Raw genomic sequence first — 25628 nt, forward strand, 5'->3', positions numbered from 1 at the left:
AACGATGACAGCCGAACAGCGTGCACTGGCGCGGGCGATGCTCGACAGCGGCAAGATCGAGGAGGTGTACCAGTTCATCGCCGGTTTCGGGCATCGCTATGCCCGGTTGGCCAGTGGCGTGGCCGTGGGCAACATGTTCTCCGGTCTGACTGCACTGGAGTTTCTGGAGGAAACCGCAAAGGATCATGGCGTTCCCGTGGACGATGCGAAGATCCAGGCGGTGCGCGCGGGCATGGCCCGGGGCCTCCTGGACATGCTCGACCAGATCGCAGATGCGGCGGGCGACGTTGTTCGTGAGATCACCGCCGACGAAGCCTGGACCTTCCATAACCGCATTTTCACCGAGCTGAACCTGCCGGTTGATTCCTGGACGTTGAATACGCCCTTCAGACTTCTGGACCAGCAGCAACGCGATGCCATCTGGGACTCGATGCTCAACAGCAACGGTCGTCTGCCGTGGGATACCAAGGCCGGCATCGAACTGCTGGTCAAGGTGGTCAAGAACGCAGAGAACGATCCCATGGGGGCCGGTTCATGGTTCTGGCGTCTGGGTATGAACGATGACGTGTACTCGGCATGGCTGGCACGGCTGAGCACCGAAATGCTGGAGGACGGTACCGGAGGGGCTGCCCGCCCGTTGGATCCCTTCCTGTTCTTCACCGGCGCGCTGATGCTGGATGCCCAGGACGGAGAGTTCAACAAGGACCAGATCCGCGAGTTCCTCAATGCCCTGCCGGACGTGCTGAAGCTGTCGGTGAAGCCAGGGAGCGGACTGACCGCCTATGGCTCGCTGCAGGGCGATGCCATCGACGGTACCGATGAAGCCGACGTCATCTTCGGCCAGGAAGGCGCGGACGTGCTGTCTGGTCTGGCCGGCAACGATGTGATCGACGGCGGTAGCGGCAACGACACCCTGAACGGCGGCGCCGGCAATGACGCGCTGTTCGGTGGCGCCGGCAACGATACGCTCGACGGCGGCATCGGCAGCGACACGTTGCGCGGCGGGATGGGCTTTGACACCTACACCATCGGCACGGGCCTGGCCGGCGATCTGGATACGATCGTTGACACCGACGGCAACGGTACCGTGGTCATCAATGGCAACGGGGCCTGGGCCAACGGGCTCATCGCAACGTCGGCCACCACCTGGGAGAGCGCCGATGGCCAGATCAAGGTCAGCCACTCGATCGCCAATGGGTCGAAGCTGATCATCCGCAGTGGCACCGACACCGGCAGTGTGATGGTCGACGGCTGGAGCCAGGGCCATCTGGGCATCACGCTTCCGGAGTTCAAGCCGGGCCAGGCAGGCACGGGCGGAACCGGGCTGGCCGACTTCCTCAATCCCTTCGTGAACAGCGCGCCCAGTGGTGCGGTCAACCTGTCCGGTGGCAATGGCCGCGACATGATCTGGGGAACCGCGTTCGGCAGCGGTGACACCTTGGATGGCGGTGAAGGCAGTGACATCATCAATGGTCGCGGTGGCGCCGACATCATCACCGGCGGTGTTGGCGACGACTTCATCTCTGGCCTGGGATCGGAGACGATCGCGCATGGCGGAGAGGGCAATGATGTCCTGAATGCGCAGTGGAACTTCGGCTTTGATGTGCGCACGAATTCACGCGTGCCGATCACCGAATCCGGCATCTGGCGCGACGTGGAGGCCTTCTTCAGCTGGACTGCAATGCAGCGTCTGGGGCGCCGCGATGATGGCAGCCTGGCCATCGGCTTCAACTATGGCCTGTCGGGGATGTTCGATTTCAGTGGCGCCTCGGTGGCGCCGGGCTGGACGTTCAGATTCCGTCGTCTGGACAATGATACCTACACCCTTGTCTATAGCAGCGCCACCGAGCCGGATGGCATTGCGCTGGGCCAGGGACGGATCACCACGGAGGAGGGCTCGGGTATCACCTACACCAGCGGTGTGAGCCTGTTTGGCGAAGACGGCAACGACCAGCTCGGTGGCAGCAGTGCAGCCGACTACCTCGATGGTGGGGATGGCAACGATGCGATCAGTGGTGAAGGCGGTCACGATGTGATCCTCGCCGGGGCCGGCAACGACCAGGTGGCAGGCGGAGACGGCAACGACAGCATTGACGGCGGCGCCGGCGCCGGCGACGACGAGATGTGGGGTGAAGGTGGAAATGATCTGATCGACGGCGGAGACGGTGACGATCTGATCTGGGGGGACTATTACCCGCAGTCTGGAATCGTCGGGGGCGGCAATGACATCCTGCGTGGTGGCGCCGGCAACGACCAGCTGTCCGGTCAGGCCGGCGATGATCTGCTGTCGGGCGGTATCGGAAACGATCTTCTGGTTGGCGGCACCGGCAACGATCGCCTCATGGGCGAAGACGGTGACGACGAGCTGCAGGGCGAAGATGGCGACGACACTCTCGACGGCGGCAATGGCACCGACCGGCTGTTCGGGCAGGATGGCAATGATGTTCTGCTGGGCGGCGAGGGCGCCGATCATCTGGAAGGTGGCGATGGCAACGATCATCTTGATGGCGGCGCCGGCAAGGACGTGCTGATCGGCGGCGAAGGCGATGACACGCTCATGGGCGGCCAGGGCGACGACGAACTGTGGGGTGGGTCCGGCAAGGACACACTGTCCGGTGGTGAGGGGGCCGACACCCTGCGTGGCGAAGCGGGTGACGATGTGCTTGCCGGTGGTGCGGGCAACGACCTGTTGATGGGAGGTGATGGGCGCGACACCCTCGACGGCGGCGATGGCGACGACGAGCTGCAGGGCGGTGCCGGCAATGATTCCTTGAACGGGGGCAGCGGCGCCGACCGTCTGTTTGGTGAGGATGGCAACGACAGTCTGTATGGCGGCGCCGGTGATGACGTCCTGGCTGGCGATGGCGGCGCGGGCAGTTCCGGTGCGGCTGGGAATGATTATCTCGACGGCGGTGCCGGCAACGACGTGCTGTTCGGGCAGGGCGGGCACGACGAGCTCAATGGTGGTGCCGGCGATGACAGGCTGTACGGTGATGAAGACAATGGCCCGGGTGGCAACGATACGCTGCGCGGTGGCGCAGGCAATGATCTGCTGTCCGGTGGTGCCGGCGATGACCTCCTCGATGGCGGCAGCGGCAATGACCTGCTCTACGGTGGCACCGGCAACAACCAGTACCACTTCGAAGCGGGGTTTGGTATCGATCATGTCTACCTGCAGGAGGGCAATCCGGGCAGTGATCGCATCACCTTCGGTACCAGCATCAATCAGACCGATCTGCACTACGAGGCGTACGGGCTGGATCTGATCATTCGCCACCGCGACGGTACTGATACCGTGGTGGTGCACAACTATTTTGCATCCTCTGGTTCCGGTGGCATTGCGGTGGGCGGTATTGATGTCACCGATCGCGAACGCCTGGAGGAACAACTGGAGGTGCCGACGCTTGTCTTCGGTACAGGCGGTGATGACAGCATGCTGGGCACCAGCGGTGACGACAGTCTGTATGGCGCTGACGGCAACGATACGTTGATGGGCCTGGAGGGCAACGACCGGCTGTTCGGTGGCGCCGGCGATGACCTGCTGATCGGCGGTCTTGGCCACGACGTGCTCGACGGCGGCGCCGGCAATGACATCTATCACTACGATTTTGGTCATGGTTATGACCGCATCATCAACCTGGGAAGCGCCGCTGCCGGCACGGACATCATCCGTATCGGCCCTGGACTGACACGGGCGATGATCAACAACATCCAGGTCTCCGGCGATGACCTGATGCTCGCCTTCTTCACCGGTGCCGGGTTCCAGTCTCTGAGCCTGGATGGATTCCTTGCCGGGAGCAACCGCAGCCACATCATCCAGTTCGACGACGGCACGTGGATGAGCGCCGAGGACTTTGTCGAGACGGCGCGAAGCTGGACTGGTACCGACGCTGACGATACGTACACAGCGACCGACGAAGGCAACAACCTGCGCGCCGGTGCCGGCAACGATATCGTCCATGGAAAGGGGGGCAACGATCGAATCTTCGGTGGCGAAGGCGATGACCAGCTCTTCGGCGGTGATGGCAATGATGTGATCTACGGCGATGGCGGTGCGGACCTGCTTGATGGCGGTGCCGGCGATGACATGCTGTATGCGAACGAATTCAGTGATGGCAGCCCGGACATCCTGCGGGGCGGTGCTGGCAATGATCGCTACTACATCAGCACCGGCTACCAGTACGCCTCTTCCCCGGACACGGTCATCGAACTGGAAGGCGAAGGCGTGGACACCGTCTTTGCCGAGTCCTTCTCATACACCCTGACGGCCAATGTCGAGAATCTGGTGGGCGTCTTCAACAGCAACACCTGGCATTGGCAGAACCCGTCCTATCCTGGCTGGATCGTGCACATTCCCCGCACCCTGGTCGGCAACGACCTGGACAACATCATCCAGTTTGGCAAGCCGTCCTATATGGGCAGCCATAGTGGACGCTACTACGTGCTTGATGGTGGCGCCGGCAATGACACGCTGATCGGAACCCAGGCCAACGAAACCTATGTTGTCGACAGCCTCGGCGATGTGATCATCGAGGGTGACTGGGGCTGGGACAACCGCTTCTCCATCGACACGGTGCGTGCCAGCCTGTCCTACTCGATCGCCAACCTGGTCAACATCGAGAACCTGGAACTGGTCGGAAGCGGCGACTGGTCGGGCTGGGGCAATGCGGGCGACAACACGCTCAACGGCCGCACGTCGACCGGCGCCAACCATCTGTACGGTGGTATGGGAGATGATCGCTACATCATCAGTGCCAACGACACAGTGGTGGAGTTGGCCGGGGAAGGCAACGATACCGTGGTGATCGACGCTCTCGAAGATGGCGCGCCCCAGAACCAGTGGTTCGAGGTGGCAGACTTCGCAAATGTCGAGAACCTGGAGCTGGGCAACAACCTGGTGCCTGACGGACGCGGCGCGGGCACCATCAACGGGGGCGCGTTCCACGCCAACCTGCGCGGCGATGCCGGTGACAACGTCCTGACCGGAAACGGATTCAGCAACGAAATCCGCGGCGGCGGAGGCAACGATACCCTCAAGGGCGGCGATCGCGAGCCGAACACGGTCTACAAGGCCAGCCGGGACTACCTCTATGGTGAAGAGGGTAATGATCAGCTGATCGCAGGCCAGGGCGGTGCGGACCTGCATGGCGGTACCGGCGATGACATGCTCAGGGGCGGTTATGGCGACGACGACTTCCACTACGGAATCGGCGATGGCCGCGATACGGTGGATTCGCAGCCGGGTGCCGGGCGCGACCGTGTGGTGTTTGGCGCAGGCATCGACCCGGACGACGTCACCTTCAGCCGCAGTGGGCTGGACCTGATCGTGCAGGTCGGCAGCGATCAGAATGATCAGCTCACGGTCAGCAACTACTGGTATGAGGAAAGCGGCAGTCTGGTGGTGCGTGGGGTGGTCGACCACTTCCTGTTCGCCGATGGCACCGTGCGTCGCGGCGATCTTCACCAGCTGCCGTACACCAACAAGCCTCCGATCACGCTGATCCCGTTCGTCGAGTTCGAGGCCATTGGTGATGCGGCCTTCTCGGCACAGATTCCCTCGGGCATGTTCCAGGACGAGGCCCAGGACACGCTGACCTATTCACTGAGTGCGAATGCGCCGGCCTGGCTGGTCATCGACCCGCTTACCGGGCAGCTGACGGGCACACCGCCCAATGGCGGTGCGGATCTTTCGCTGGAGATCATTGCTGCCGACAGCTGGGGGCAGCGCACCACGGCCTGGCTGACGGTGAATGTGCGCAACGTGCTGCGGGGTACCGATGGCGCGGATGTGCTTGCCGGCACCCAGTTCCGTGACGATCTGCATGGCGGCGCAGGTAATGACGTGTTGAATGGCGCTGGCGCCGGTGATCGCCTGTATGGCGGCGAGGGCGACGACATCTATGTGGTGAATGATCCGAGCCAGCAGGTGATCGAACTGGCCGGCGGAGGCGACGACACCGTCCGCAGTGGCAGTCATCGCTACGTGCTGGGCGATCACGTCGAGCGGCTCGAGCTGCTCGACGGTGCATACGAAGGCATCGGCAACCAGGGCAACAACACGCTGGTAGGCAACCAGGGCGACAACAGGCTTGATGGCGCGGCCGGCGAAGATCGCCTTGTCGGCGGTGCCGGCGATGATACCTACGTGGTCGACAGCGCCGGCGATGTTGTCATCGAGGTGGCCGGCGAAGGCGTCGATACGGTCGAGGCGGCGCTGGACTGGCAGCTGGGCGACCATCTGGAGAATCTGGTGCTGACCGGCTCCGGCCACCTGAGCGGAGTTGGCAACAGCCTGGACAACGAGCTGTATGGCAACGATGGCAACAACCGGCTCGAGGGCGGCCTCGGTGCCGATCGTCTGTACGGTGGCCTGGGCGACGATCTGTACATCATCGAATCGGCCCAGGACCGTGTGTTCGAGGACGAAGACGGCGGTCTGGATACCATCGAGCGTCGCTTCGAGACCAACCTGATCCTGGCCGACAATGTCGAGAACCTGATCCTGGCCAACGGCATCGTGTCCGGCAACGGCAACGCGTTGGACAATGTCATCAATGGCAACGCTGCGGCAAACAAGCTGAGCGGCATGGACGGCAACGACACCCTTGTCGGCGGCGACGGCGATGACCAGCTCTGGGGTGGCAGCGGTGACGATGTCCTGCGCGGTGACAATGGTGCGGACTATCTTGATGGCGGCAGCGGTGCCGATCAGATGAGTGGTGGCGCAGGCAATGACATCTACATCGTGGACAACACGGCGGACACGATCATCGAGCTTGCCGGCGGGGGCACGGACCAGGTGCAGTCTTCGGCCTCCTACACGCTGTCGGCGGATCTGGAGAACCTGTTCCTGACCGGAAGTGCCGACATCAACGGGACCGGCAATGCGTTGGCCAACTACCTGGCGGGCAACAGTGGCAGCAACACGCTCAATGGGGGAGGCGGCAACGACACGCTCAGTGGTGGGGCGGGCAACGATACCCTGCTGGGCGGCGCGGGCAACGACGCCTATCTGGTCGATGCGAACTCAGGCAGTGATGTCGTAGACAACACCGGAGGCGGCAACGATACGGTGTTCTTCCAGAACGGGGTCACCCGGGAACGGCTGAGCTTCTCCCGCGACGGGGATGACCTGTTGATCCGGATCGACCAGGGAGCTACGCCGGCGGTACGCGTGCGTAATCACTTCCTCGGTGGGGACTGGGCCATCGATCAGGTTCAGCCTGATGGAGGCAGTTCACTCAGCGCAGCCCAGATCAACCAGCTGGTCAGCGGCGGCAGTGGGGGCGGGTTCGACAAGACCGTTACCGGGACGTCGGCAGGAGAGCAGCTGGTGGGCACCGCGGGCAAGGACCTGATCGAGGGTCTGGGCGGCGATGACACGCTGTTCGGTATGGCAGGCGACGACACGCTGCGCGGAGGCGATGGCAATGATCAGCTTGCGGGCGGCAATGGCAGCGCTGCGGGCTCGGGCAATGACCGGCTTGAGGGAGGCGCAGGCAACGATACTCTGCGCGGCCAGGACGGTAACAACGTGCTTCTGGGTGGCAGCGGCGATGACCAGTACATCCATGGCGGCGGGAACGATGTGATCGACAACACAGGGGGAGGCGTCGACTGGTTGTTCTTCCAGAACGGCATTACCACCGGACAGCTGGCTTTCACCCGCGAAGGTGACAACCTGGTGATCGTTGTGAACGGAAATGCCAACCAACGCGTCACGGTGACCAATCACTTCCTGGGCGGTGACTGGGCGCTCGACTATCTGCAGGCTGCCACCGGCAATGCGCTCAACACGGCGGCCATCAATGCGCTGGTCAGCAATGGCGGTGGCGACGGCGGAGGTACGCCGGGGACCGGAAACGATGCCGATTACCCCTCCAAGATCAACGGTACGGCGAACGCCGAGCAGTTGGTTGGTACCAGTGGGCGTGACCTGATCAAGGGTCTTGCCGGCGACGACAAGTTGTTTGGCATGGGGGGCGATGACAAGCTGGAAGGCGGTGATGGCAACGATTACCTGTCCGGTGGCAACGGCAGCTTCAGCGGGTCCGGCAAGGACATCCTGATCGGTGGCGCCGGCGACGACCAACTGGTAGGCGAAGATGGCGATGACATGCTCATCGGCGGAGTGGGCAACGACACGTACTTCTACCGGGCCGGGTCGGGCGCCGATACGGTGGACAACACCGGCGGTGGTACCGACTGGTTGTACTTCGATGGCATCGATCGCAGCCGCCTGAGCTATCACCGTGATGGCGATGATCTGGTCGTCAGGGTGGATGGCAGCGCCGGGCAGCAGATGCGTGTGCTCCGCCATTTCCAGGGTGGACAGTACGCCATTGCCTTCGTGCAGCCTGGCGATGGTGGCTACGCCATCACTGCAGATCAGATTGCCAGTCAGTTGACGCCGATGACCGCGCTGCGCACCAGCATGACCTCCGCCGCCGCGTCCGCGCCGGAGGCCATGTCACTGGAGGCGGAACTTCAGCATCTGGTGGGGGCCATGGGCGCGTTCCAGGCGGGTGCTGACACGGGGCTCGCTGGCGATGCGCCTGCGCAGCTGGGCGGTGTCGATCCATCCCTGTGGGCGGGGGCACTGCACCGCCAGGAGGCGCGCGCCACGCTCGTGCCGGGCTGATCCGGCCTGCGCGTGAGGCGGCTTGCCCGCAACGGTTCCGGCAGCAGGGGCCGTTGCGGGCGCGCTGGGGCGATGGGCTTCGGCCGGGAGAGCATTGACCGAACGGTAACGCCAGGTATCGGCCTGCCTGGATTGCGTAACAGGGGGTGATCCATGCGCCGACAGCGGCCGCCACTGGGCTACCCTGTAGCTCCAACGCACGTTGTGGGGCGCACCGATGAAGGTTGTGGTTCTTGCTGCATTACTGATGGTGGCGCAGGCTCCTGCTCACGCCCAGCCGCTGCCCGCCGAACTGGCGCAGCTGGGCATCATCGCCGGCATGCCCTATGCCAAGGCCAAGCGCCTGCTGGATGCTGCCGGGTGGCAGCCAGCCGCGGTGGCGGGCGCTGCCGAACCGCTGGAAGGCTTTCCGGAGGTTCGATGCCAGAAAGGCGGCACGCAGTGCGCGACGACCTTCGAAAAGAGCGGCCAGCAGATTGCGGTGCGGGTGGGCATGACCCTGGCCGGGCAGCCGTTCGTGCAGGGTGCCGACTGAGCCTGCGCCGCCGTCATGCCAGCGGCAGGCGGTCCTGCGCGTGCGACAGCCGGTCGTGCAGTTCGCGCACATGTTCGGCCTTGGCATGCACCCGCGTGGTATCGCCGAAGCTGCGCAGATAGGCGCAGGCCGCGAAGCCGGCGCTCTTCTTCTCGTACTCGGCGATCCAGGCCAGGCGGTCGAGGTTGCTGGCCTGCTCGGCGGACCAGGCCGCCACCGGCGGCCGGATGCGGTACTTCAAGCCGACCCGCCATGGCTTGGGGGTCAGCCGCGCACGGAAGCAGTGCTGCAGCCGGCACATGCGTGCGTACAGTGCATCGGTGCCGAGGGCCTTGAACAACCCCTGCAGCTGCTCGTCTTCGGGCAGGAATGTCGCGTGCATCGCCAGCAGACGCAGGCCGGCCGGGGTGCGGTAGGCGCGCAGGTGCCAGTCCGGGTGCCGTTCGCTGAAGGCCGCCACCCGCTGCAGTGCGATGCCTTCGGCACCGCCGGCGGCGGCGAGGCGTTGCCGCCGGCGTGCCAGCACTGCCGCGTTGGCCAGCAGCAGTGCCACCACGCCCAGCACCAGCCCGACCAGCCAATGCCAGAGCAGGGTGCCGGTGATGGCGCCGGCCAGCAGCACCGCGGCGGCGATCAGGGCCGGCATCACGCAACCGCCCGGCGCAGGCGCGTGGTCGATGTCGGCGAACAACACATCCGGACTGTTCAGGCACAGCGCGCCGTAGCTGTTGCGGGTGATCACCACGTCGCCATCGCGCTGCACGATCTGTTCGCGGATCGGCACGCCTTCCACGCCGTAATTGCTGCGCACCTCGCGGCGCGGCAGCGGCTGCCCGGCAACGATGGCGTTGAGTGCCTCGTTGGCGCGGGCATCGGCATGTGCCTGGGCTTCGGCGGGGCCCTCATCGGACCAGCCGAAGCGGCGCACGACCAGCGCGCGGCCACGGAAGCGGGCCTGTACGCGGGCTTCGGCCCAGTAGGCGGGAACGATCATCATGGTGCGTGCTCCGTCATCCGTGGCTGGCTGCCCAGGGGGAGTCTGGCATAGCCCAGGGGGCGCCGCATCCACCTGCTGCGGCGGCCCGGGCAGAGTGGTAAATTGCGCGCCTTGCATGCACACCACCAAGGACGGAGCGATGCACATGATCCTGCGCGGCCTGCTGGCCCTGGCCTGTGCCGGGGCGGTGGGCGTGGCCGCCGCCGCACCGACGGGGCCGCAGATCCTCACCGAGGATGTCGGCCGTTTCTACGCGATTTACGACAGTGCGGATGGCAAGCCCAGCGTGGCCCAATTGCGCGACTACCTGGCCGAGGGCTCTACCGGCCTGGCCGAGCTGGCCCAGGCGCGCCGGGTCACCGCTGAACGCATCGCCGAGGCCATCGCCAACCAGCCGGCGCTGTACGCGCAGGGACGAAACTGCCTGGCCGAGCTGCCGGCGGTGAAGCAGCGCCTGGTGCAGGTGTTCGCCAACCTGCAGGCGATCTACCCGCAGACCACATTCCCTCCGGTGACCATCGCGGTGGGCCGCGGCCGGCCGGTCGGCCTGACCTCGAAAAGTGGCGTGATCATCGGCCTGGAAGCGCTGTGTGCGGCCGATTTCATGAATGCCAACGTGCAGGATCGCTTCGTGCACGTGATCGCGCACGAGTACGTGCACATCCAGCAGACCGGCCTGATCGATGTCGAACCGGGTGATCCACGCGCGACGGTGCTGCGCATTTCGCTGGGCGAAGGGATCGCCGAGTTCATCACCGAACTGATCTCCGGCAACGTCGGCAATGGGCGCCACGCCGCGTGGACGCGCGGCCGCGAAGTGCATATCGAAAGCGCATTCGCACTCGACCTGGACAGCACCGACCTGTCACCGTGGCTGTACAACTACACGCCCGGTTCGCAGGAACCCTACGACCTGGGTTACTGGGTGGGTTACCGCATCGCCAAGGCGTACTACCTGCAGGCCAGGGACAAGCGCGAGGCGGTGCGTGCGCTGGTCCAGCAGGATGACCCGAAGGCGATCCTGGCCGCCAGCGGCTGGACGCCGGGCATGTGGATGCCGGCCAAGGTGACCGGCGTGGCGGCGCGCTCGGCTTCGCGATGAAGCGGGCAGGCAGCGCTAGACTGCGGGTCTGGTTTCCTGGAGAACCCGCATGCGTGGATCCATGCTGCTTGCCGCTGCCATCACCGTTGCCATGGCGCTGAGCGCCCCGCTGAAGGCGGCCGAACCTGCGGCGGTCAATCCGCTGCTGCTGAAGCCGGTCGAGCAGCTGCGCCCGGACGAGGTGCGCTTCATGCAGCAGCAGCTCGCCGATTGGCCGCAGCTGCAGCGCTATCGCGACGCCAACGCTGCGCTGCCTGCCGCTGTGCCCGGCCAGCCACGCGTGGTGTTCTACGGCGATTCCATCACCGAAGGCTGGGGCAGGGAAGGCAGCGCCTCGTTCTTTGCCGGCAAGGGCTGGCTCAACCGCGGCATCAGTGGCCAGACCACGGCGCAGATGCTGCTGCGTTTCCCGCAGGACGTGCTGGCGCTGAAGCCGCAGGTGGTGGTGATCCTGGCCGGCACCAACGATGTCGCCGGCAACACCGGTCCCTCCACGCAGGCGATGATCGAAGACAACCTGCATGCGATGGTGGATCTGGCGCGCACGCACGGCATCGGCGTGGTACTGGCCTCGGTGCTGCCGGTCAGCGAGTACCCGTGGATGCCGGGCATCACGCCGGCGCCGAAAGTGCGTGCGCTGAACGATGCATTGAAGCGCTACGCCGAGGCGAAGCAGCTGGTCTATCTGGACTACTACACGCCGATGGCCAATGCAGTCGGCGGCCTCGATCCGCAGCTGGCCGAGGACGGTGTGCATCCGACGGCGCAGGGCTATGCGCGCATGGCGCCGTTGGCAGAAGCGGCCGTCAGCCGCGCACTGAAGCAGAAGTAGAAGCGGACAGGCTGGCCTGCAACCACGCGCAGAAGCCGATCACCAGCGGTTCGGCGGCGCTGTCCTCATGCACCAGCCAGCTCCAGCGCGGGCCGCGCACGCGTGCGTCGTCCAGCGCGTGCAGCTGTCCCTGTTGGCAGGCCCGTGCCGCCAGCAGCTCGCTCACCAGGGCAATGCCCAGCCCCTGGCAGGCGGCGTCCAGCAGCTGCCCGGGCTCGGAAAAGTTCATGCCGTCGCGGCGCTGGCCAACGTCGGCGCCGCCCTGCACCTGCCATTGGCTCCAGTCCATCTCGCGCTCGCCGTGCAGGGTGAGGCGCTCATGCACTGGCGTGGCCAGCAGCGCCGGGTGGCAGGCCGGATAGAGGCGATCCTGCAGCAGCACGCGGTGCTGGCAGTGCGCCTGTGAATCGAGGTCATCGCGTACGGCGATGTCCAGGGTCTGCGTGGTCATGTCCGGCGCTTCTTCGCTGGTCAGCAGCCACAGGTCGGCATCGGGATGCAGGCGATGGAACTCTGCCAGGCGCGGCACCAGCCAATGCCGGGCAAAGGCCGGGCTGGTGTTGACGATCAATTGATTGGGCTTGCGGTACTGATCAAGCCGGCGGATGCCACTGGCCAGCTGCCGCAGCAGGGACTGGGTGGTTTCCAGCAGGTCGATGCCGGCGTCGGTCAGCGTGACGCTACGGCCCTGACGGAAGAACAGTGGCTGCTGCAACGAGGCCTCCAGGCCGCGGATCTGCTGGCTGATCGCCGACTGGGTCAGGTGCAGTTCCTCGGCCGCGGCCTGGAAACTGCCCAGCCGCGCGGCGGCTTCGAAGCCGCGCAGGGCGTTCAGCGTGGGCCAGTGCTTGAGCATTTCAGATAAGCAGAACTGTTCAATTGATGGCTGAATCTATCGTTTGTTCTTATGGATCGGCAAGCGCAGCATGGTCTGACCCCCAACCCCGTGGAGCCCGTCATGTCTACCCGTCGTCACTTCCTTACCCAGCTGGCCGGTGCGGCCGGGCTTGGCGGCCTGGCGGCACTGGGCCTGGCCGGCCTGCCGGGGCGCGTTGCAGCCGCGGGCCCAGGCGCGGGCGCCTGGCGCATGCCCGACGAGCACGGCCCGCAGGAACGCGTTTTTCTCGCGTTTGCCGCGCAGCAGCGGGTGTGGGGCGCGCAGGCCGATGCGGTGAACAGCGCCGTGGCCCGGCTCGCGCGCACCATCGCCCGCCACCAGCCGGTCAGCGTGCTGTGCCGCCCGGCGCAGCGGAAGCAGGCGCAGGACCGCTGCGGTCGCGACAACATCGAATTCCTGGAGGTGCCGCTGGATGACATCTGGGTGCGCGACTACGGCGGGTGTTTCGTCACCGACGGCCGGGGCGGACTGGGCCTGGTCGATTTCAACTTCAACGGTTGGGGCGGCAAGCAGAGCGCGCGCAACGATGGCGCGGTGGCGCCGTGGCTGGCGCAGGTGACCGGTGCGACGCTGTTGGAAAGCGATCTGGTCGGCGAGGGCGGTGGCATCGAAGTCGACGGCCACGGCACGGCCATTCTCACCGAGAGCTGCTGGGTGAACCGCAACCGCAATCCGGAGTTGTCGCGCGCGGATATCGAGGCCGAGCTGAAGCATCACCTGGGCCTGCGCAAGGTGATCTGGTTGCCCGGCATCGCCGGCGAGGACATCACCGATGCGCACGTGGATTTCTATGCGCGCTTCGTGCGCCCGGGCGTGGTGATCGCCAACCTCGACAATGATCCGGAGTCCTACGACTACGATCTGACCCGCGAGCATCTTGAGATACTGCGCGATGCGACCGACGCCGATGGCCGGCGCCTGCAGGTGCACACGCTGCCGCCGCCGCTGGACGGGCGCGACAACGTGCATACCCGTGACAACGACGATCTGGCGATGGGCTACATCAACTATCTACCGATCAACGGCGCGGTGGTGGCGCCGCAGTTCGGTGACGATGCGGCCGATGGCTACTGCCGTGAACTGCTGGAGGATCTGTACCCCGGCCGCGTGATCGAGCAGGTGGATATCGACGCGATTGCCGGCGGCGGTGGCGGCATCCACTGCGTGACCAAGAACATGCCCAGGGTCTGATGCGGCTCAGGCGTCATCCCGCTTCAGCGCCGCATCGGCTGCCAGCAGCGCTTCGGCGGCGGCACTGAGCGGCGGTGACGGCGGCGCGACCACGCCGATGGCTTCCATCATCGTCGGCATGCCCAGGAACCGGCGCGCGCGGCGGTCGTAGATGCCGGTGACCAGCAGTGCACGGGTGGCGATCTTCTGCTCGGGGCCGATCAGCACGCGCTGCTCCATGATGCCGCGCGAGCCGACCCAGCCGACCAGGCGTGTTTCCAGGGTGAAGCGCTGGAACGGCTTCAGTTCGCGGCGGAACTGGATGGTGCCGGCGCCGACGATCGGTGCCCACTTCTCACGCAGCGCCACCCGGCCCAGGCCCATGCGCAGGATCAGGTCCAGCCGGCCCAGATCGAAGATGTTCCAGTAGCGGCCGTTGGTCATGTGCAGGTTGCTGTCCAGGTCGTTGGGCAGCACCCGGAACTGCAGCCGCGAGACCCCGAACGGGGCTTCCAGCTTCGGCCGGAACAGGCTGCACAGCAGCAGGTGGAGCAGGCGGAACCATAGATTCATGTTTATGACGACTGTTATAGAACGGTCGGTACGCTAATCTATGACAACTGTCCTGGCAAGGAACCCCGCCGTGAGCCCGCGACCCTCTGACGCCCCGCAACGGGTGATTGATGCTGCGGCACAGATGCTGGCGCGGGTCGGCCTCAACGCGACCAGCATCCGCGAGGTGACCAAGCTGGCCGACGCACCTCTGGGCTCCACCTACCATCATTTCCCGGGCGGCAAGCAGGAACTGCTGGCACGCGCCACGCACATGGCCGGCGACAAGGTGGAGGCGCTGCTGGTGGAGTTGCTGAAGGGCGGCGCGGCACAGGGCCTGCAGCAGTTCCTGGCGATGTGGCGCGAACGCCTGCTGCGCACGCAGTTCCGTGCCGGTTGCCCGGTGCTGGCGGCCGCAGTGGAAGAGCCGATGGATGCCGCACCGAGCCAGCCACGCGTGGCCGCCGCCGAGGTGTTCGTGCGCTGGCAGGGGCACCTGGCAGCTGCCTTCGTCGCCGATGGCCACGACGCGACTGCCGCGGCCGGCCTGGCCAGCCTGGTGATTGCCGGCGTGGAAGGCGCGGTGGCGATGAGCCGCGCGCTGCAGGATATCGCCCCGTTCGACCAGGTGGCCGCGCAGCTGCTGAAAGCCGCTACGCCGCCTTGATCCGGCCGTATCCGGTAGATCCACGTCACGCGTGGATGAGCGCGTAACGCCCGGTGCTGCCTGATCAATGAAGCTGTGCGCGCTCTGGACGCGGCGCCGCGTGGCGATAGAATCCAGCCATCACCGCCTACGCGTGCCCGGCAAGGACGTCCGCATGCAGCATCAGGTTTCCGAGGTCGCTGACCGCGTTGCCTCCCGCCTACGAGGGGCGGCATGAAGAACCCGCGCCATTCTTCCACCAGTGCATTGAAGCTGCGCAGGAGCCGTGGCAGCGAAGTCGTGCGTGCGCGGCGGCACCTGCAGCAGCGTGGTTGGCCGCGGCTGCAGATGGCCCTGATCGTTGCGCTGACCGGCGCCGCCGGGTTCCTCGTCTCACATCTGCTGCGGCTGGCCGGTGTAGAGGCCATGCTGCTGCGCTACCCGCTGGCGGTACTGCTGGCCTACGGCGTGTTCCTGCTGCTGATGTGGGTCTGGATCCGTTGGCGCTGGGACAACGTGCTCGATGCGCTGTCGTCGGAGGTGGGCGGAGGCACCCCATCGGCACACGGCAGCGCCGCGCAATCGCCGTGGAGTGATGTCGGCGGGCGTTCCGGTGGTGGCGGTGCGTCTGCCTCGTGGAACGAGTCGGCAGCGCAGAGCGGGGTTGAGGTGAGCGAGGTGCCGCTGGCCGGACTGGCCGAAGACGAAGCCGGGCTGCCATTGCTGGCCGTCCTCGGCATCGTCGCGGTGGGCGCAGCGGTCGTGCTGGTCAGCGCATGGGTGGTATGGTCAGCGCCGCTGCTGATGGCAGAACTGCTGGTGGATGCGGCCATCGCCGGTGGCCTGTACCGGCGCATGCAAGGCATGCAGGAGCAGGGCTGGTGGCGGGTATGCGTGACGCACACGATCTGGCCGCTGCTGGGCCTGCTGTTGTTCTTTGCGATCGTGGGCTGGCTGGCCCAGCAGCTGGTACCGGGCGCGGCCAGCCTGCTGGAAGTTTTCCGCGGGGTGTGATCGCGCCGTGGCGTGGCTCAATCGAAACGCCAACGCACACCCGCATAGACGCCACGGCCTTCGCCCGGCGTCGAGCGCGCCACATCCTTGCCCGCATCGTCATAGCCCGGCGTGACCGTGGCGGCGTAGTGACGGTTGCCGAGGTTGCGCATCTCCGCCCACGCCTGCCAGCGGCCATCGGGTGCGTCGTAGCCGATGCGGCTGCCGAAGATCACATGGCTGTCGGCCCAGTAGCTGTTGGCATAGTCCACCGCGATGCGTGAGGCGTATTCGGTGTTCAGCGAGGCATACAGACCGGACGCGTGATCGAAGCGCAGCTCGGCCTGGTAGCTGTGGCGCGGCAGGCCCGGCAGGCGGTTGGTGCCAAAGCGTGCATCGTGGCGGTAACGGAAATCGCTGAAGGTGTACGCCTGACGCAGCGACAAGCGTCCCGGCGCGGCCTGCCACAGCGTGCTGTCCAAGCCGGCTTCGATGCCACGGTGCACGGTGGGGCTGGCGTTGTTCTCTGCGATGAACAGGTTCGGCACCGGCTGCAGCTCCACGCTCAGCAGTTCGTGGTTCACATGCGCGTAGTAGCCGGTCAGTTCCCACCGACCGACCGCAGCGTCGCCACGTGCACCCAGTTCCAGCGTGGTGGCGGTCTGGTTCTGCATCGGCACCGGCGTGCGCTGGCGGCCCGTGGATGGGCCATTGCCCGGCCCGAAATACTGGTTCGAACCCCAGATCATCGACCACGGATGCGGCGCTTCCACCGAGCGGCTGAGGTTGCCGAACCACTGTGTCTGCGCGCTGTGCTGCCAGGTGAAGCCCAGTCGCGGCGCATAGTCCCAGTCATGATCGCGCAGGCGGCCGCCGCTGCTGGGCCAGGTCACCTGTACGTCGCGGCGAGTGTTGATCAGTGCCAGCCCGGTCTGCATGCGCAGGCGGTCATTGAAGGTGAGGGTATTGCTGACGTGCAGCGTGCTGTCGGTGCCGTGGTGGCGGAAGTCACGCGTGCGCGTGCCGGCGGCATAGCCGTTGCTGGCAAAGCGCAGCGACTCGCGCACGTCGGCGTCGAGGTCATGGGTGACGCGCAGGCCGATCGTGGTGTCGCTGTCCAGCCCGAACAGCGTGTGGTGATGGCGGTAATCGAGCGTGGCGTTGAGGTTGGCGTAGTCCAGCTGCTGGCGGTACAGGCTTTCGTTCAGGTCCATCGGATATTTGTGATAGACCAGCCCGGCCTGCAGCGACGAATCCTCATCGATCTGCAGCGTGGTGACATTGCCCAGCCAGGTGCTGCCCGGCTGCGGGCGGCGCGCATCGATGGCCAGGTTGGCCGGATTCGCCGCATGCGGATCGTTGCGGATCTGGTCGCGGGTCAGGCGCCCGGGTGTTTCGTGGTTGGTTTCGCGATAGCGCACGAAGAAGCGCGTCTGCAGGCCGGGCGTGATCTGCCATCCGATGTTCGCCATCGCGCCCTTGCCATCGCCGCTTGCGTGGCGCTGGTAGCCGTCGAATTCGGTATCGGTGTAGGCCAGGAAATAGTCGACATCACCGCTGACGCCGCCCCAGCTCAGGCCACGCTTCTGGTAGCCACGGCTGCCGGCCTCGTAATGCAACTGCACGCCCGCCGAATCACGGCCGCTGCGGCTGACGTAATCGATGGCGCCGCCGAGCGCCAGCGCGCCGCGTTCGAAACCGTTGGCCCCGCGCAGTACCTCCACGCGCGACAGCCACAGCGGTTCCAGCAGTTCGTACGGCGTGCCACCCGGACCGGTCAGCGGCAAGCCGTCGATCGACACTGCAATGCCCGAGGCATGCGCACCCGGGCCGCGATTGATGCCCGAGCCGCGGATCGAGACCTTGGTGCCCTCGTTGCCTGGCGACTGCGCGCTGATGCCGGGCTGGTAGGCCAGCACATCGGCGCTGCTGGACAGGCGGCCGTCGGCCTTGGCCACGTCGATGACATTGCTGGCGCCCGACACGCGCTTCAGTTCCGCGCGTGCCTGCGCACTGGCATCGGCGGCGGTGACCTGTACGGCATCGAGGGTGGTGGCCTGCGGGGCGGCCTGGGCAGTGACGGGCAGGCTGAAGGAAACGGCCAGGAACAGCAGCGACGGGGTGGGGCGGTGAGGCGAGAGCGACATGCGAAATGCTGTAAACCACAAAAGTGGCGCGCAAGTTAACAGGTCGGGCGCGCCACGTCACCCATCGGCAGCGTATGGCCGCCCACGGCATCCATGTAGAGCCGAGCCCATGCTCGGCTGTCGCGCGCAGCGTGGGTCTTCTGCTGTTGCAATGAAGAGCAGCCGAGCATGGGCTCGGCTCTACAGCAGGGTTACGGCGAAGGCTTCGCCAGCGCCTTCGACTTCGCGTAGAGCCGCTCTGCCGTTTCCTTGTCACCCAGCGCGGCATGGCACTCGGCCAGACTGTCCCAGACATTGGCCGACTGCGGATACAGCTCGGTGTTGAGCGTGAATACCTTCAGCGCCCTGCGCGCGCCGAGGCTCGCGAGGATGGCGTAGCCGTCGCTGTTGATCGCCCGCTCCAGTTCGCTGGCCGCGATGCCGCTGCTGTCGCGCAACCACGCGCGCAGGGCGTGCGCAGCGCCTGCATCATCATCCAGCGCATAAGCGATCAATCGCTCGGACAGCACCGCATGCGGGAATTCCCCCGGTGCGGCCACCGCCATCGTGCTTTCCACCAACGTGCTCGACCACACATTGCGCGCACTGCCGTTGGTCAGGTACACGAACACCCAGTAGCCGTCGGCCAGCGTGCCCTTGTAGGCCAGCCGCGCACGCACACGGGTGCCGCCATCGTGGCCGACCTGGGTGTAGCCATCGCTGCGGGTGGTGTCCCAGCCGGTGGAGAAGAAATTGCTGCCGCCGCCGCTCAGCGTCTGTGGCCGCCAGAGCGTTTCCAGCGTGGCCGTGCGCAGCAGCTTGCCGGCGGCCAGTGCCTGCAGGAAACGGTTCATGTCGCCCACGGTGGTCTGCAGGTCGGCATGGCCCCAACCGTAGCTCGGCCACGGGTCTTCATTGGCGGGCTGCAATGCGCCGTCCTTGCCGATGTACGGCACCGCCGCGCGCTGGGCCGGCACGCTGGCCACGCCCCACGAGGTGCTGGTCATCTTCAGCGGCTGCAGGATGCGCTCGCGCGCGATGGCCGGATAGGGTTTGCGGTAATGCGCTTCCAGCAACGCCGTCAGCACCAGGTAGTTGGCCTGGGTGTACTGCACGCGGCTGCCGGTGGCGAACTGCATCGGCGCGGCGGCCGCCACCTTCAGCGCGGCCGCAAGATCTGGCGCGACGCCACTGTAGCCCTTGCTCACCCAGCGATTGTCGACCCGGTCGTAGTACTCGGCGACGCCCGAACTGTGGTTGAGGAGGTCACGCACCCTGATCGTTCGCCAGGCGGCCGGCAGGTCCGGCACGTAGCGGCTGGCCGGTGCATCCAGATCCACCTTGCCCTGGTCCACCAGTTGCATCACCAGCGTGCTGGTCAGCAGCTTGGCCATCGACTGCGCTGTGAAAATGGAATCGACGGTGGCCGGCGCATGGATGGCCGGGTCACGCTCGCCGCTGGCGCTCTGGTAGAGCACCTGGCCGTCATGTGCGACCAGTACCGCTTGGCCGGCGATGCCGTAGCGCTCGCGGTTGGTCTGCAACTGCGTGTCCAACCGGGTGGCCACGCCGGACGGGGCTGAGAACGCGACGCCCGGAAGCAGGCACAGCAGGGCAACGCTATGGCGAAGCTGTCGGTTCATGGCGCATCAACCCAAGGGTGAGGCCGCACTATGGAAACCCCATCGTGGCCCGGTCAAGGGCCATCGGTGGGTGGGTGCGATGCCGGCCTGCGGCCGGCACTACCGCGCATTCGCTGACCGGCAACCGTGGATCAGCCGACAATGCCCGGCAGAACCCGGTGTTTCCGGTAGTGCCGGCCGCTGGCCGGCACCCCTGGATCAGCCCAGAATTCCCGGCAGATCCAGCCCCTTTTCCTTCGCGCACTCAATCGCGATCTCATAACCCGCGTCGGCGTGGCGCATCACGCCGGTGGCCGGGTCGTTCCACAGCACGCGGCCAATCCGCTTCGCCGCTGCCTCGGTGCCGTCGCACACGATGACCATGCCGGCGTGCTGCGAGAAGCCCATGCCGACGCCGCCGCCGTGATGCAGCGACACCCAGGTCGCGCCGCTGGCGGTGTTGAGCAGGGCGTTCAACAGCGGCCAGTCGGACACCGCATCGGAACCGTCAGCCATCGCCTCGGTTTCGCGGTTGGGCGAGGCCACGCTGCCGCTGTCCAGGTGGTCGCGGCCGATCACCACCGGCGCCTTCAGTTCACCGTTGGCGACCATCTCGTTGAAGGCCAGGCCCAGTCGATCACGGTCGCCAAGGCCGACCCAGCAGATGCGCGCCGGCAGGCCCTGGAACTTGATCTTCTCGGCGGCCATGTCCAGCCAGCGGTGCAGGTGCGGGTTGTCCGGAATCAGCTCCTTCACCTTGGCATCGGTCTTGGCGATGTCTTCCGGGTCGCCACTCAGCGCCGCCCAGCGGAACGGGCCGATGCCGCGGCAGAACAGCGGACGGATATAGGCCGGCACGAAGCCGGGGAAGTCGAACGCGTTGGCCACGCCTTCTTCCAGCGCCATCTGCCGCAGGTTGTTGCCGTAGTCCACGGTGGGAACGCCCAGTGCGTGGAAGCCGAGCATGGCGCGGATGTGGTTGGCCATCGAGGCGCGTGCCGCCTTCTCCACTTCCTTCGGCGCGGACACGCGCTTGTCGTCCCATTGCTCGACGGTCCAGCCCTGCGGCAGGTAGCCGTTCACCGGGTCATGGGCGGAGGTCTGGTCGGTCAGCAGGTCCGGCTTCACGCCGCGCTTGAGCAGTTCGGCCAGCACGTCGGCCACATTGCCCAGCAGGCCTACCGACTTCGGGGTGCCGGCCTTGCACGATTCGTCGATCAGGCGCAGCGCTTCGTCCAGGTTGTCGGTCCAGGTGTCCAGGTAGCCGGTGCGCAGGCGCATGTCGATGCTGCTCTTGCGGCACTCGACGGCCAGGCAGGAAGCACCGGCCATCACTGCGGCCAGCGGCTGTGCGCCGCCCATGCCACCGAGGCCGCCGGTGAACAGCCACTTGCCGGTCAGGTCGCCACCGAAGTGCTGGCGGCCCATTTCCACGAAGGTCTCGTAGGTGCCCTGCACGATGCCCTGTGCGCCGATGTAGATCCAGCTGCCGGCGGTCATCTGGCCATACATGGCCAGGCCCTTCCTATCCAGCTCGTTGAAGTGGTCCCAGTTGGCCCAGCGCGGCACCAGGTTGGAATTGGCGATCAGCACGCGCGGTGCATCGGCGTGGGTGCGGAATACGCCCACCGGCTTGCCCGACTGCACCAGCAGGGTCTGGTCGTCGTCCAGGCGCTTGAGCGTTTCGACGATGGCATCGAAGCTCTCCCAGTCGCGCGCGGCGCGGCCGATGCCGCCGTACACCACCAGTTCCTGCGGGCGCTCGGCCACGTCCGGGTGCAGGTTGTTCATCAGCATGCGCAGCGGCGCTTCGGTCAGCCAGCTCTTGGCGTTGAGCGTGGTGCCGGTCGGCGCGGCGATGGTGCGGGACGGGTCGTTGCGGGTCATGCGGCGCTCCGGTTCGTAGCGAATTCAAGGCAGGCGTTGAGCACCTGCGCCAAGGTGTGGCGCAGCGGTGCGGCGTGGTCAGGGTCGAGCGGGGTGGGCCAGCTGTGTTCGTCCACCTGATCGGGCAGCGGCTCGTGCATGTAGCCGCGGCAGGCCAGTTCCATCTGCAGGCTGTGCACGCCGCCGGCGACGTTGCTGTAGTGGCGGGTGATCCAGCCACCCTTGAAGCGGCCGTTGCGCACCTGGCTCATGCCACTGATCCCGAGCAGGTTCTCCACCACATCACTCAATGCGTTGTCGCAGGAGGTGTCTGGTGCGCCGGACGGGCCGGCAGTACCGAGGTTGAACTGCGGCAGCTCGCCGTCGAACAGGTGTGGAATGTGCGAACGGATCGAATGCGCGTCGTACACCACTACGGTGCCGTGGCGTGCACGCAGGCGGGTGATCTGCGCGGCCAGTGCATCGTGGTAAGGCAGGAAGTACGTATCGCGGCGACGCGCGATCTCGGCGTCATCCGGTTCGCGCCCGGCGTGGTACAGCGGCTGGTTGTCGAAGGTGGTCAGCGGGCACAGGCCGGTGGTGTTCTGGCCCGGATACAGCGAGACCCCGCTGGGATCGCGGTTGAGGTCGATCACCGAACGCGAGATCGCCGAACGCACCGTGGTCGCGCCCATACCGCGCACGAAATCGTACAGTTCGTGCACCCACCAGTCGGCATCGCGGCGCGCCAGCCACGGCGAGTGGTAGTGGCCGATCAGGTCGTGCGGCAGCTCACTGCCGGTATGCGGGAAGCTGACGATCAACGGGGCATCGCCCTCGTGCACCGTCAGCCATTCGGGATGGGCATTCATGCCTGCGGTTCCACGGTCGGCAGCAGGTCGGCAAGACCGTGTGCAAGCGCGCCACTGCGCACCAGGTGGGTGGCAGTCACCATGTCCGGGTGGAAGTAGCGGTCTTCTTCCAGCGTTGGCACCTGCGCACGCAGGGTGGCGCGTACGGATTCCAGCGCGGCGCTGGAGCGTAGCGGCGCGTGGAAATCACAGCCCTGCGCGGCGGCCAGCAGCTCGATGCCGATCACGTTGGCGGCGTTCTCGGCCATCTGCATCAGGCGGCGCGCGCCGTGCGCGGCCATCGACACATGGTCTTCCTGGTTGGCCGAGGTCGGGATCGAATCAACGCTGGCCGGGTAGGCGCGCTGCTTGTTTTCCGAGACCAGTGCCGCAGCGGTCACCTGCGGAATCATGAAGCCGGAATTCAGGCCCGGGCGTGGGGTCAGGAAGGCGGGCAGGCCGGAAAGCGCCGGGTCCACCAGCATCGCCAGGCGCCGCTCGCTGATCGAACCGATCTCGCACACCGCCATCGCCAGCATGTCGGCGGCGAAGGCCACCGGTTCGGCGTGGAAGTTGCCGCCGGACAGCGCTTCGCCGGTATCGGTGAACACCAGCGGATTGTCGGACACGCCGTTGGCTTCGATCTCCAGCGTGGTCGCGGCCTGGCGCAGGATGTCCAGCGCCGCGCCCATCACCTGCGGCTGGCAGCGCAGGCAGTACGGGTCCTGCACGCGCACGTCGTTGTCACGGTGCGATTCGCGGATGTCCGAGCCCTGCATCAGGGTGCGCAGGGCCGCGGCGGTGGCGATCTGCCCGCGCTGGCCACGGATGGCATGGATGCGCGGATCGAACGGGGTGTCCGAACCCTTGGCCGCTTCCACCGACAGCGCTCCGGTCACCAGCGCGGCCTGGAACACGGTCTCGATCTCGAACAGGCCGGCCAGCGCATAGGCGGTCGAGAACTGGGTGCCGTTGAGCAGCGCCAGGCCTTCCTTTGCGCCCAGCTCGATCGGCTGCAGGCCGGCACGTGCCAGTGCGTCGGTGGCCGGCAGACGCTCATCACCGATGAATGCTTCGCCGACGCCCAGCATCACGCTGGCCAGATGCGAGAGCGGCGCCAGGTCGCCCGATGCACCCACCGAGCCCTGCGCCGGCACCACCGGCAGCACGCCCTTGATGAGCATTGCTTCGAGCAGCAGCAGGGTTTCCTCGCGCACGCCGGAAGCGCCCTGCGCCAGGCTGACCAGCTTCAGCGCCATCATCAGGCGCACCACGCTGGCCGGCATCGGTTCGCCCACGCCGGCTGCATGCGAGAGCACGATATTGCGCTGCAGGGTGGCCAGGTCCTCGCGCTCGATGCGCACGCTGGCCAGCTTGCCGAAGCCGGTGTTGATGCCATACACCGGCGCGCCCTTGGCGACGATGGCGGCCACGGCGGCGGCACTGGCGCGCACCACCGGCAATGCGGCCGGGTCCAGTGCCAGCGGCGCACCGCGATAGACCTGCCGCCACTGGGCGAGAGTGACATGGCCGGGGCGAAGAACCAGGGTGTTGCTCATGTGTTGCTCCAGGAGGCAGGCAGGTCGGGCTGACCGCGCACCACGCGCGCGTGCAGCGGGTTGAATCCAATGCGATAGACCAGGTCGGCGGGGGCGTCGATGTCCCAGATCGCCAGGTCGCAGTCCATGCCGACGGCGAGGCGGCCGATGCGCTCGCCATGGCCGAGTGCGCGTGCCGCTTCACGAGTGAAGCCGGCGATGCATTCGTCCACGGTCAGGCGGAACAGGGTGGCGCCCATGTTCATCGCCAGCAGCGGGCTGGTCAGCGGCGAGGTGCCCGGGTTGCTGTCGGTGGCCAGCGCCAACGGCACGCCGGCCGCACGCAGCGCGGCAATCGGCGGCAGGGTGGTATCGCGGGTGAAATAGAACGCGCCCGGCAGCAGCACGGCGACGGTGCCGGCGGCGGCCATCGCGGCGATGCCGGCGTCATCCAGATGTTCGATATGGTCGGCCGACAGCGCGCCGAAACCAGCGGCCAGTTCGGCGCCGTGCTGGTTGCTCAGCTGTTCGGCGTGGATCTTCACCGCCAGTCCGTTCGCGCGGGCGGCCTCGAACACCTGCCGCGCCTGCGCGGGCGAGAAGGCGATGTTCTCGCAGAACACGTCCACCGCTTCGGCCAGGCCTTCGGCGGCGATGGCCGGAATCATCACGTTGCACACCTCGTCGGTGTATTCCTGTGCCTCGCGGCCCGGCGGAATCGCGTGCGCGCCAAGGAAGGTGGTGACCACGTTGACCCGGCATTCCTCGCCCAATGCACGTGCGACCTGCAACTGCTTGCGTTCGTCGGCCAGGGTCAGTCCGTAGCCGGACTTGATCTCGAGGGTGGTCACGCCCTCGGCGCGCATCGCCAGCAGGCGCGGGCGGCTTTCGCTGGCCAGCTGCTCGGGTGTGGCGGCGCGGGTGGCACGCACGGTGGAGACGATGCCGCCGCCGGCGCGGGCGATCTCGGCATAGCTGACGCCCTGCAGGCGCTGCTCGAATTCGTTGGCGCGGTTGCCGGCGTAGACCAGGTGGGTGTGGCAGTCGATCAGGCCCGGCGAGATCCAGCGCCCTTCACCGTCGATGCGGGTGGTCGGCTGCAGGTGCGCATCGCTGCCAGCGGCACCGACGTGGGCGATGCGGCCCTCGGCGCAGGCCAGTACGCCATCGCGGATGACACCCAGGCCGTCGCCATCGAGGGTGATCAGGTGGACGTTGGACCAGAGGGTATCGACGTGCATGGCATCCACAACGCGGCT

Annotated in this window: 16 protein-coding genes; 7 read left to right on the plus strand and 9 right to left on the minus strand. The window is 66.4% G+C overall.

The window, feature by feature from the left end; all coding sequences use genetic code 11:
- Window positions 1–4: 4 nt before the first annotated feature.
- Window positions 5–8641 carry a putative Ig domain-containing protein gene (locus LZ605_RS23060; protein ID WP_279919765.1) on the plus strand — a complete coding sequence of 2879 codons (8637 nt, stop codon included), beginning with the start codon at window positions 5–7 and terminating at the stop codon, window positions 8639–8641.
- Window positions 8642–8858: 217 nt separating this feature from the next.
- Window positions 8859–9176: a hypothetical protein gene (locus tag LZ605_RS01615; RefSeq protein WP_249843588.1), complete on the plus strand. Its 318-nt coding sequence runs from the start codon at window positions 8859–8861 to the stop codon at window positions 9174–9176.
- Window positions 9177–9189: 13 nt separating this feature from the next.
- Here the strand turns inward: LZ605_RS01615 and LZ605_RS01620 are convergent, their stop codons facing one another.
- Entirely contained in the window at window positions 9190–10173 is a 984-nt protein-coding gene (locus LZ605_RS01620; RefSeq protein ID WP_249843589.1) for a hypothetical protein, read from the minus strand.
- A 139-nt stretch (window positions 10174–10312) separates the two neighbouring features.
- Here LZ605_RS01620 and LZ605_RS01625 point away from each other — a divergent pair, with 139 nt between their 5' ends.
- Window positions 10313–11275, plus strand: coding sequence for a DUF2268 domain-containing putative Zn-dependent protease (locus tag LZ605_RS01625; RefSeq protein WP_249844981.1), 963 nt, complete (start codon window positions 10313–10315; stop codon window positions 11273–11275).
- A gap of 49 nt (window positions 11276–11324) precedes the next feature.
- A complete protein-coding gene (locus LZ605_RS01630; protein ID WP_249843590.1) occupies window positions 11325–12107 on the plus strand; it encodes an SGNH/GDSL hydrolase family protein in 783 nt (260 codons plus the stop codon).
- Here the strand turns inward: LZ605_RS01630 and LZ605_RS01635 are convergent.
- Window positions 12082–12963: a LysR family transcriptional regulator gene (locus LZ605_RS01635; protein ID WP_249843591.1), complete on the minus strand. Its 882-nt coding sequence runs from the start codon at window positions 12961–12963 to the stop codon at window positions 12082–12084. The two genes, LZ605_RS01630 and LZ605_RS01635, sit on opposite strands and share 26 nt — an antisense overlap.
- 102 nt (window positions 12964–13065) lie before the next feature.
- Here LZ605_RS01635 and LZ605_RS01640 point away from each other — a divergent pair, with 102 nt between their 5' ends.
- Window positions 13066–14196, plus strand: coding sequence for an agmatine deiminase family protein (locus tag LZ605_RS01640; protein WP_249843592.1), 1131 nt, complete (start codon window positions 13066–13068; stop codon window positions 14194–14196).
- 6 nt (window positions 14197–14202) lie between these two features.
- Here the strand turns inward: LZ605_RS01640 and LZ605_RS01645 are convergent, their stop codons facing one another.
- The gene (locus LZ605_RS01645) at window positions 14203–14748 is read right to left on the minus strand and encodes a thioesterase family protein (RefSeq protein ID WP_249843593.1); all 546 of its coding nucleotides are present in this window, start codon (window positions 14746–14748) and stop codon (window positions 14203–14205) included.
- A 70-nt stretch (window positions 14749–14818) separates the two neighbouring features.
- On the opposite strand from LZ605_RS01645, the gene LZ605_RS01650 reads away from it, so the two are divergent.
- Window positions 14819–15394, plus strand: a complete 576-nt coding sequence (locus tag LZ605_RS01650) for a TetR/AcrR family transcriptional regulator (protein ID WP_249843594.1) — start codon at window positions 14819–14821, stop codon at window positions 15392–15394.
- 213 nt (window positions 15395–15607) lie between these two features.
- Window positions 15608–16387, plus strand: a complete 780-nt coding sequence (locus LZ605_RS01655) for a hypothetical protein (RefSeq protein WP_249843595.1) — start codon at window positions 15608–15610, stop codon at window positions 16385–16387.
- 17 nt (window positions 16388–16404) lie between these two features.
- On the opposite strand, the gene LZ605_RS01660 is transcribed toward LZ605_RS01655, so the two are convergent.
- From LZ605_RS01660 to hutI, 6 genes are all read right to left on the minus strand, one after another.
- Window positions 16405–18513, minus strand: a complete 2109-nt coding sequence (locus LZ605_RS01660; RefSeq protein WP_249843596.1) for a TonB-dependent receptor family protein — start codon at window positions 18511–18513, stop codon at window positions 16405–16407.
- Window positions 18514–18704: 191 nt separating this feature from the next.
- On the minus strand, window positions 18705–20135 hold the full coding sequence (locus LZ605_RS01665; protein WP_249843597.1) for a serine hydrolase domain-containing protein: 1431 nt from the start codon (window positions 20133–20135) through the stop codon (window positions 18705–18707).
- A 198-nt stretch (window positions 20136–20333) separates the two neighbouring features.
- Window positions 20334–22001 (minus strand): urocanate hydratase, encoded by a 1668-nt coding sequence (gene hutU, locus LZ605_RS01670; protein ID WP_249843598.1) that lies wholly within the window; start codon window positions 21999–22001, stop codon window positions 20334–20336.
- The gene (hutG, locus tag LZ605_RS01675) at window positions 21998–22852 is read right to left on the minus strand and encodes an N-formylglutamate deformylase (RefSeq protein WP_249843599.1); all 855 of its coding nucleotides are present in this window, start codon (window positions 22850–22852) and stop codon (window positions 21998–22000) included. Before hutG ends, hutU begins: the two co-directional genes overlap by 4 nt.
- Window positions 22849–24390: a histidine ammonia-lyase gene (gene hutH / locus LZ605_RS01680; RefSeq protein ID WP_249843600.1), complete on the minus strand. Its 1542-nt coding sequence runs from the start codon at window positions 24388–24390 to the stop codon at window positions 22849–22851. The genes hutG and hutH overlap by 4 nt, the downstream gene beginning before the upstream one ends.
- Window positions 24387–25610, minus strand: a complete 1224-nt coding sequence (hutI, locus tag LZ605_RS01685; RefSeq protein ID WP_249843601.1) for an imidazolonepropionase — start codon at window positions 25608–25610, stop codon at window positions 24387–24389. Before hutI ends, hutH begins: the two co-directional genes overlap by 4 nt.
- Window positions 25611–25628: the final 18 nt, after the last annotated feature.

Source organism: Stenotrophomonas maltophilia, assembly GCF_023518235.1.
Lineage (GTDB): Bacteria > Pseudomonadota > Gammaproteobacteria > Xanthomonadales > Xanthomonadaceae > Stenotrophomonas.

Bases quoted from the DNA above. Each gene is read 5' to 3' on its own strand.
- LZ605_RS23060 (WP_279919765.1), top strand. From the start codon at position 5: ATGACAGCCGAACAGCGTGCACTGGCGCGGGCGATGCTCGACAGCGGC.
- LZ605_RS01615 (WP_249843588.1), top strand. From the start codon at position 8,859: ATGAAGGTTGTGGTTCTTGCTGCATTACTGATGGTGGCGCAGGCTCCT.
- LZ605_RS01620 (WP_249843589.1), bottom strand. From the start codon at position 10,173: ATGATGATCGTTCCCGCCTACTGGGCCGAAGCCCGCGTACAGGCCCGC.
- LZ605_RS01625 (WP_249844981.1), top strand. From the start codon at position 10,313: ATGCACATGATCCTGCGCGGCCTGCTGGCCCTGGCCTGTGCCGGGGCG.
- LZ605_RS01630 (WP_249843590.1), top strand. From the start codon at position 11,325: ATGCGTGGATCCATGCTGCTTGCCGCTGCCATCACCGTTGCCATGGCG.
- LZ605_RS01635 (WP_249843591.1), bottom strand. From the start codon at position 12,963: ATGCTCAAGCACTGGCCCACGCTGAACGCCCTGCGCGGCTTCGAAGCC.
- LZ605_RS01640 (WP_249843592.1), top strand. From the start codon at position 13,066: ATGTCTACCCGTCGTCACTTCCTTACCCAGCTGGCCGGTGCGGCCGGG.
- LZ605_RS01645 (WP_249843593.1), bottom strand. From the start codon at position 14,748: ATGAATCTATGGTTCCGCCTGCTCCACCTGCTGCTGTGCAGCCTGTTC.
- LZ605_RS01655 (WP_249843595.1), top strand. From the start codon at position 15,608: ATGAAGAACCCGCGCCATTCTTCCACCAGTGCATTGAAGCTGCGCAGG.
- LZ605_RS01660 (WP_249843596.1), bottom strand. From the start codon at position 18,513: ATGTCGCTCTCGCCTCACCGCCCCACCCCGTCGCTGCTGTTCCTGGCC.
- LZ605_RS01665 (WP_249843597.1), bottom strand. From the start codon at position 20,135: ATGAACCGACAGCTTCGCCATAGCGTTGCCCTGCTGTGCCTGCTTCCG.
- hutU (WP_249843598.1), bottom strand. From the start codon at position 22,001: ATGACCCGCAACGACCCGTCCCGCACCATCGCCGCGCCGACCGGCACC.
- hutG (WP_249843599.1), bottom strand. From the start codon at position 22,852: ATGAATGCCCATCCCGAATGGCTGACGGTGCACGAGGGCGATGCCCCG.
- hutH (WP_249843600.1), bottom strand. From the start codon at position 24,390: ATGAGCAACACCCTGGTTCTTCGCCCCGGCCATGTCACTCTCGCCCAG.
- hutI (WP_249843601.1), bottom strand. From the start codon at position 25,610: ATGCACGTCGATACCCTCTGGTCCAACGTCCACCTGATCACCCTCGAT.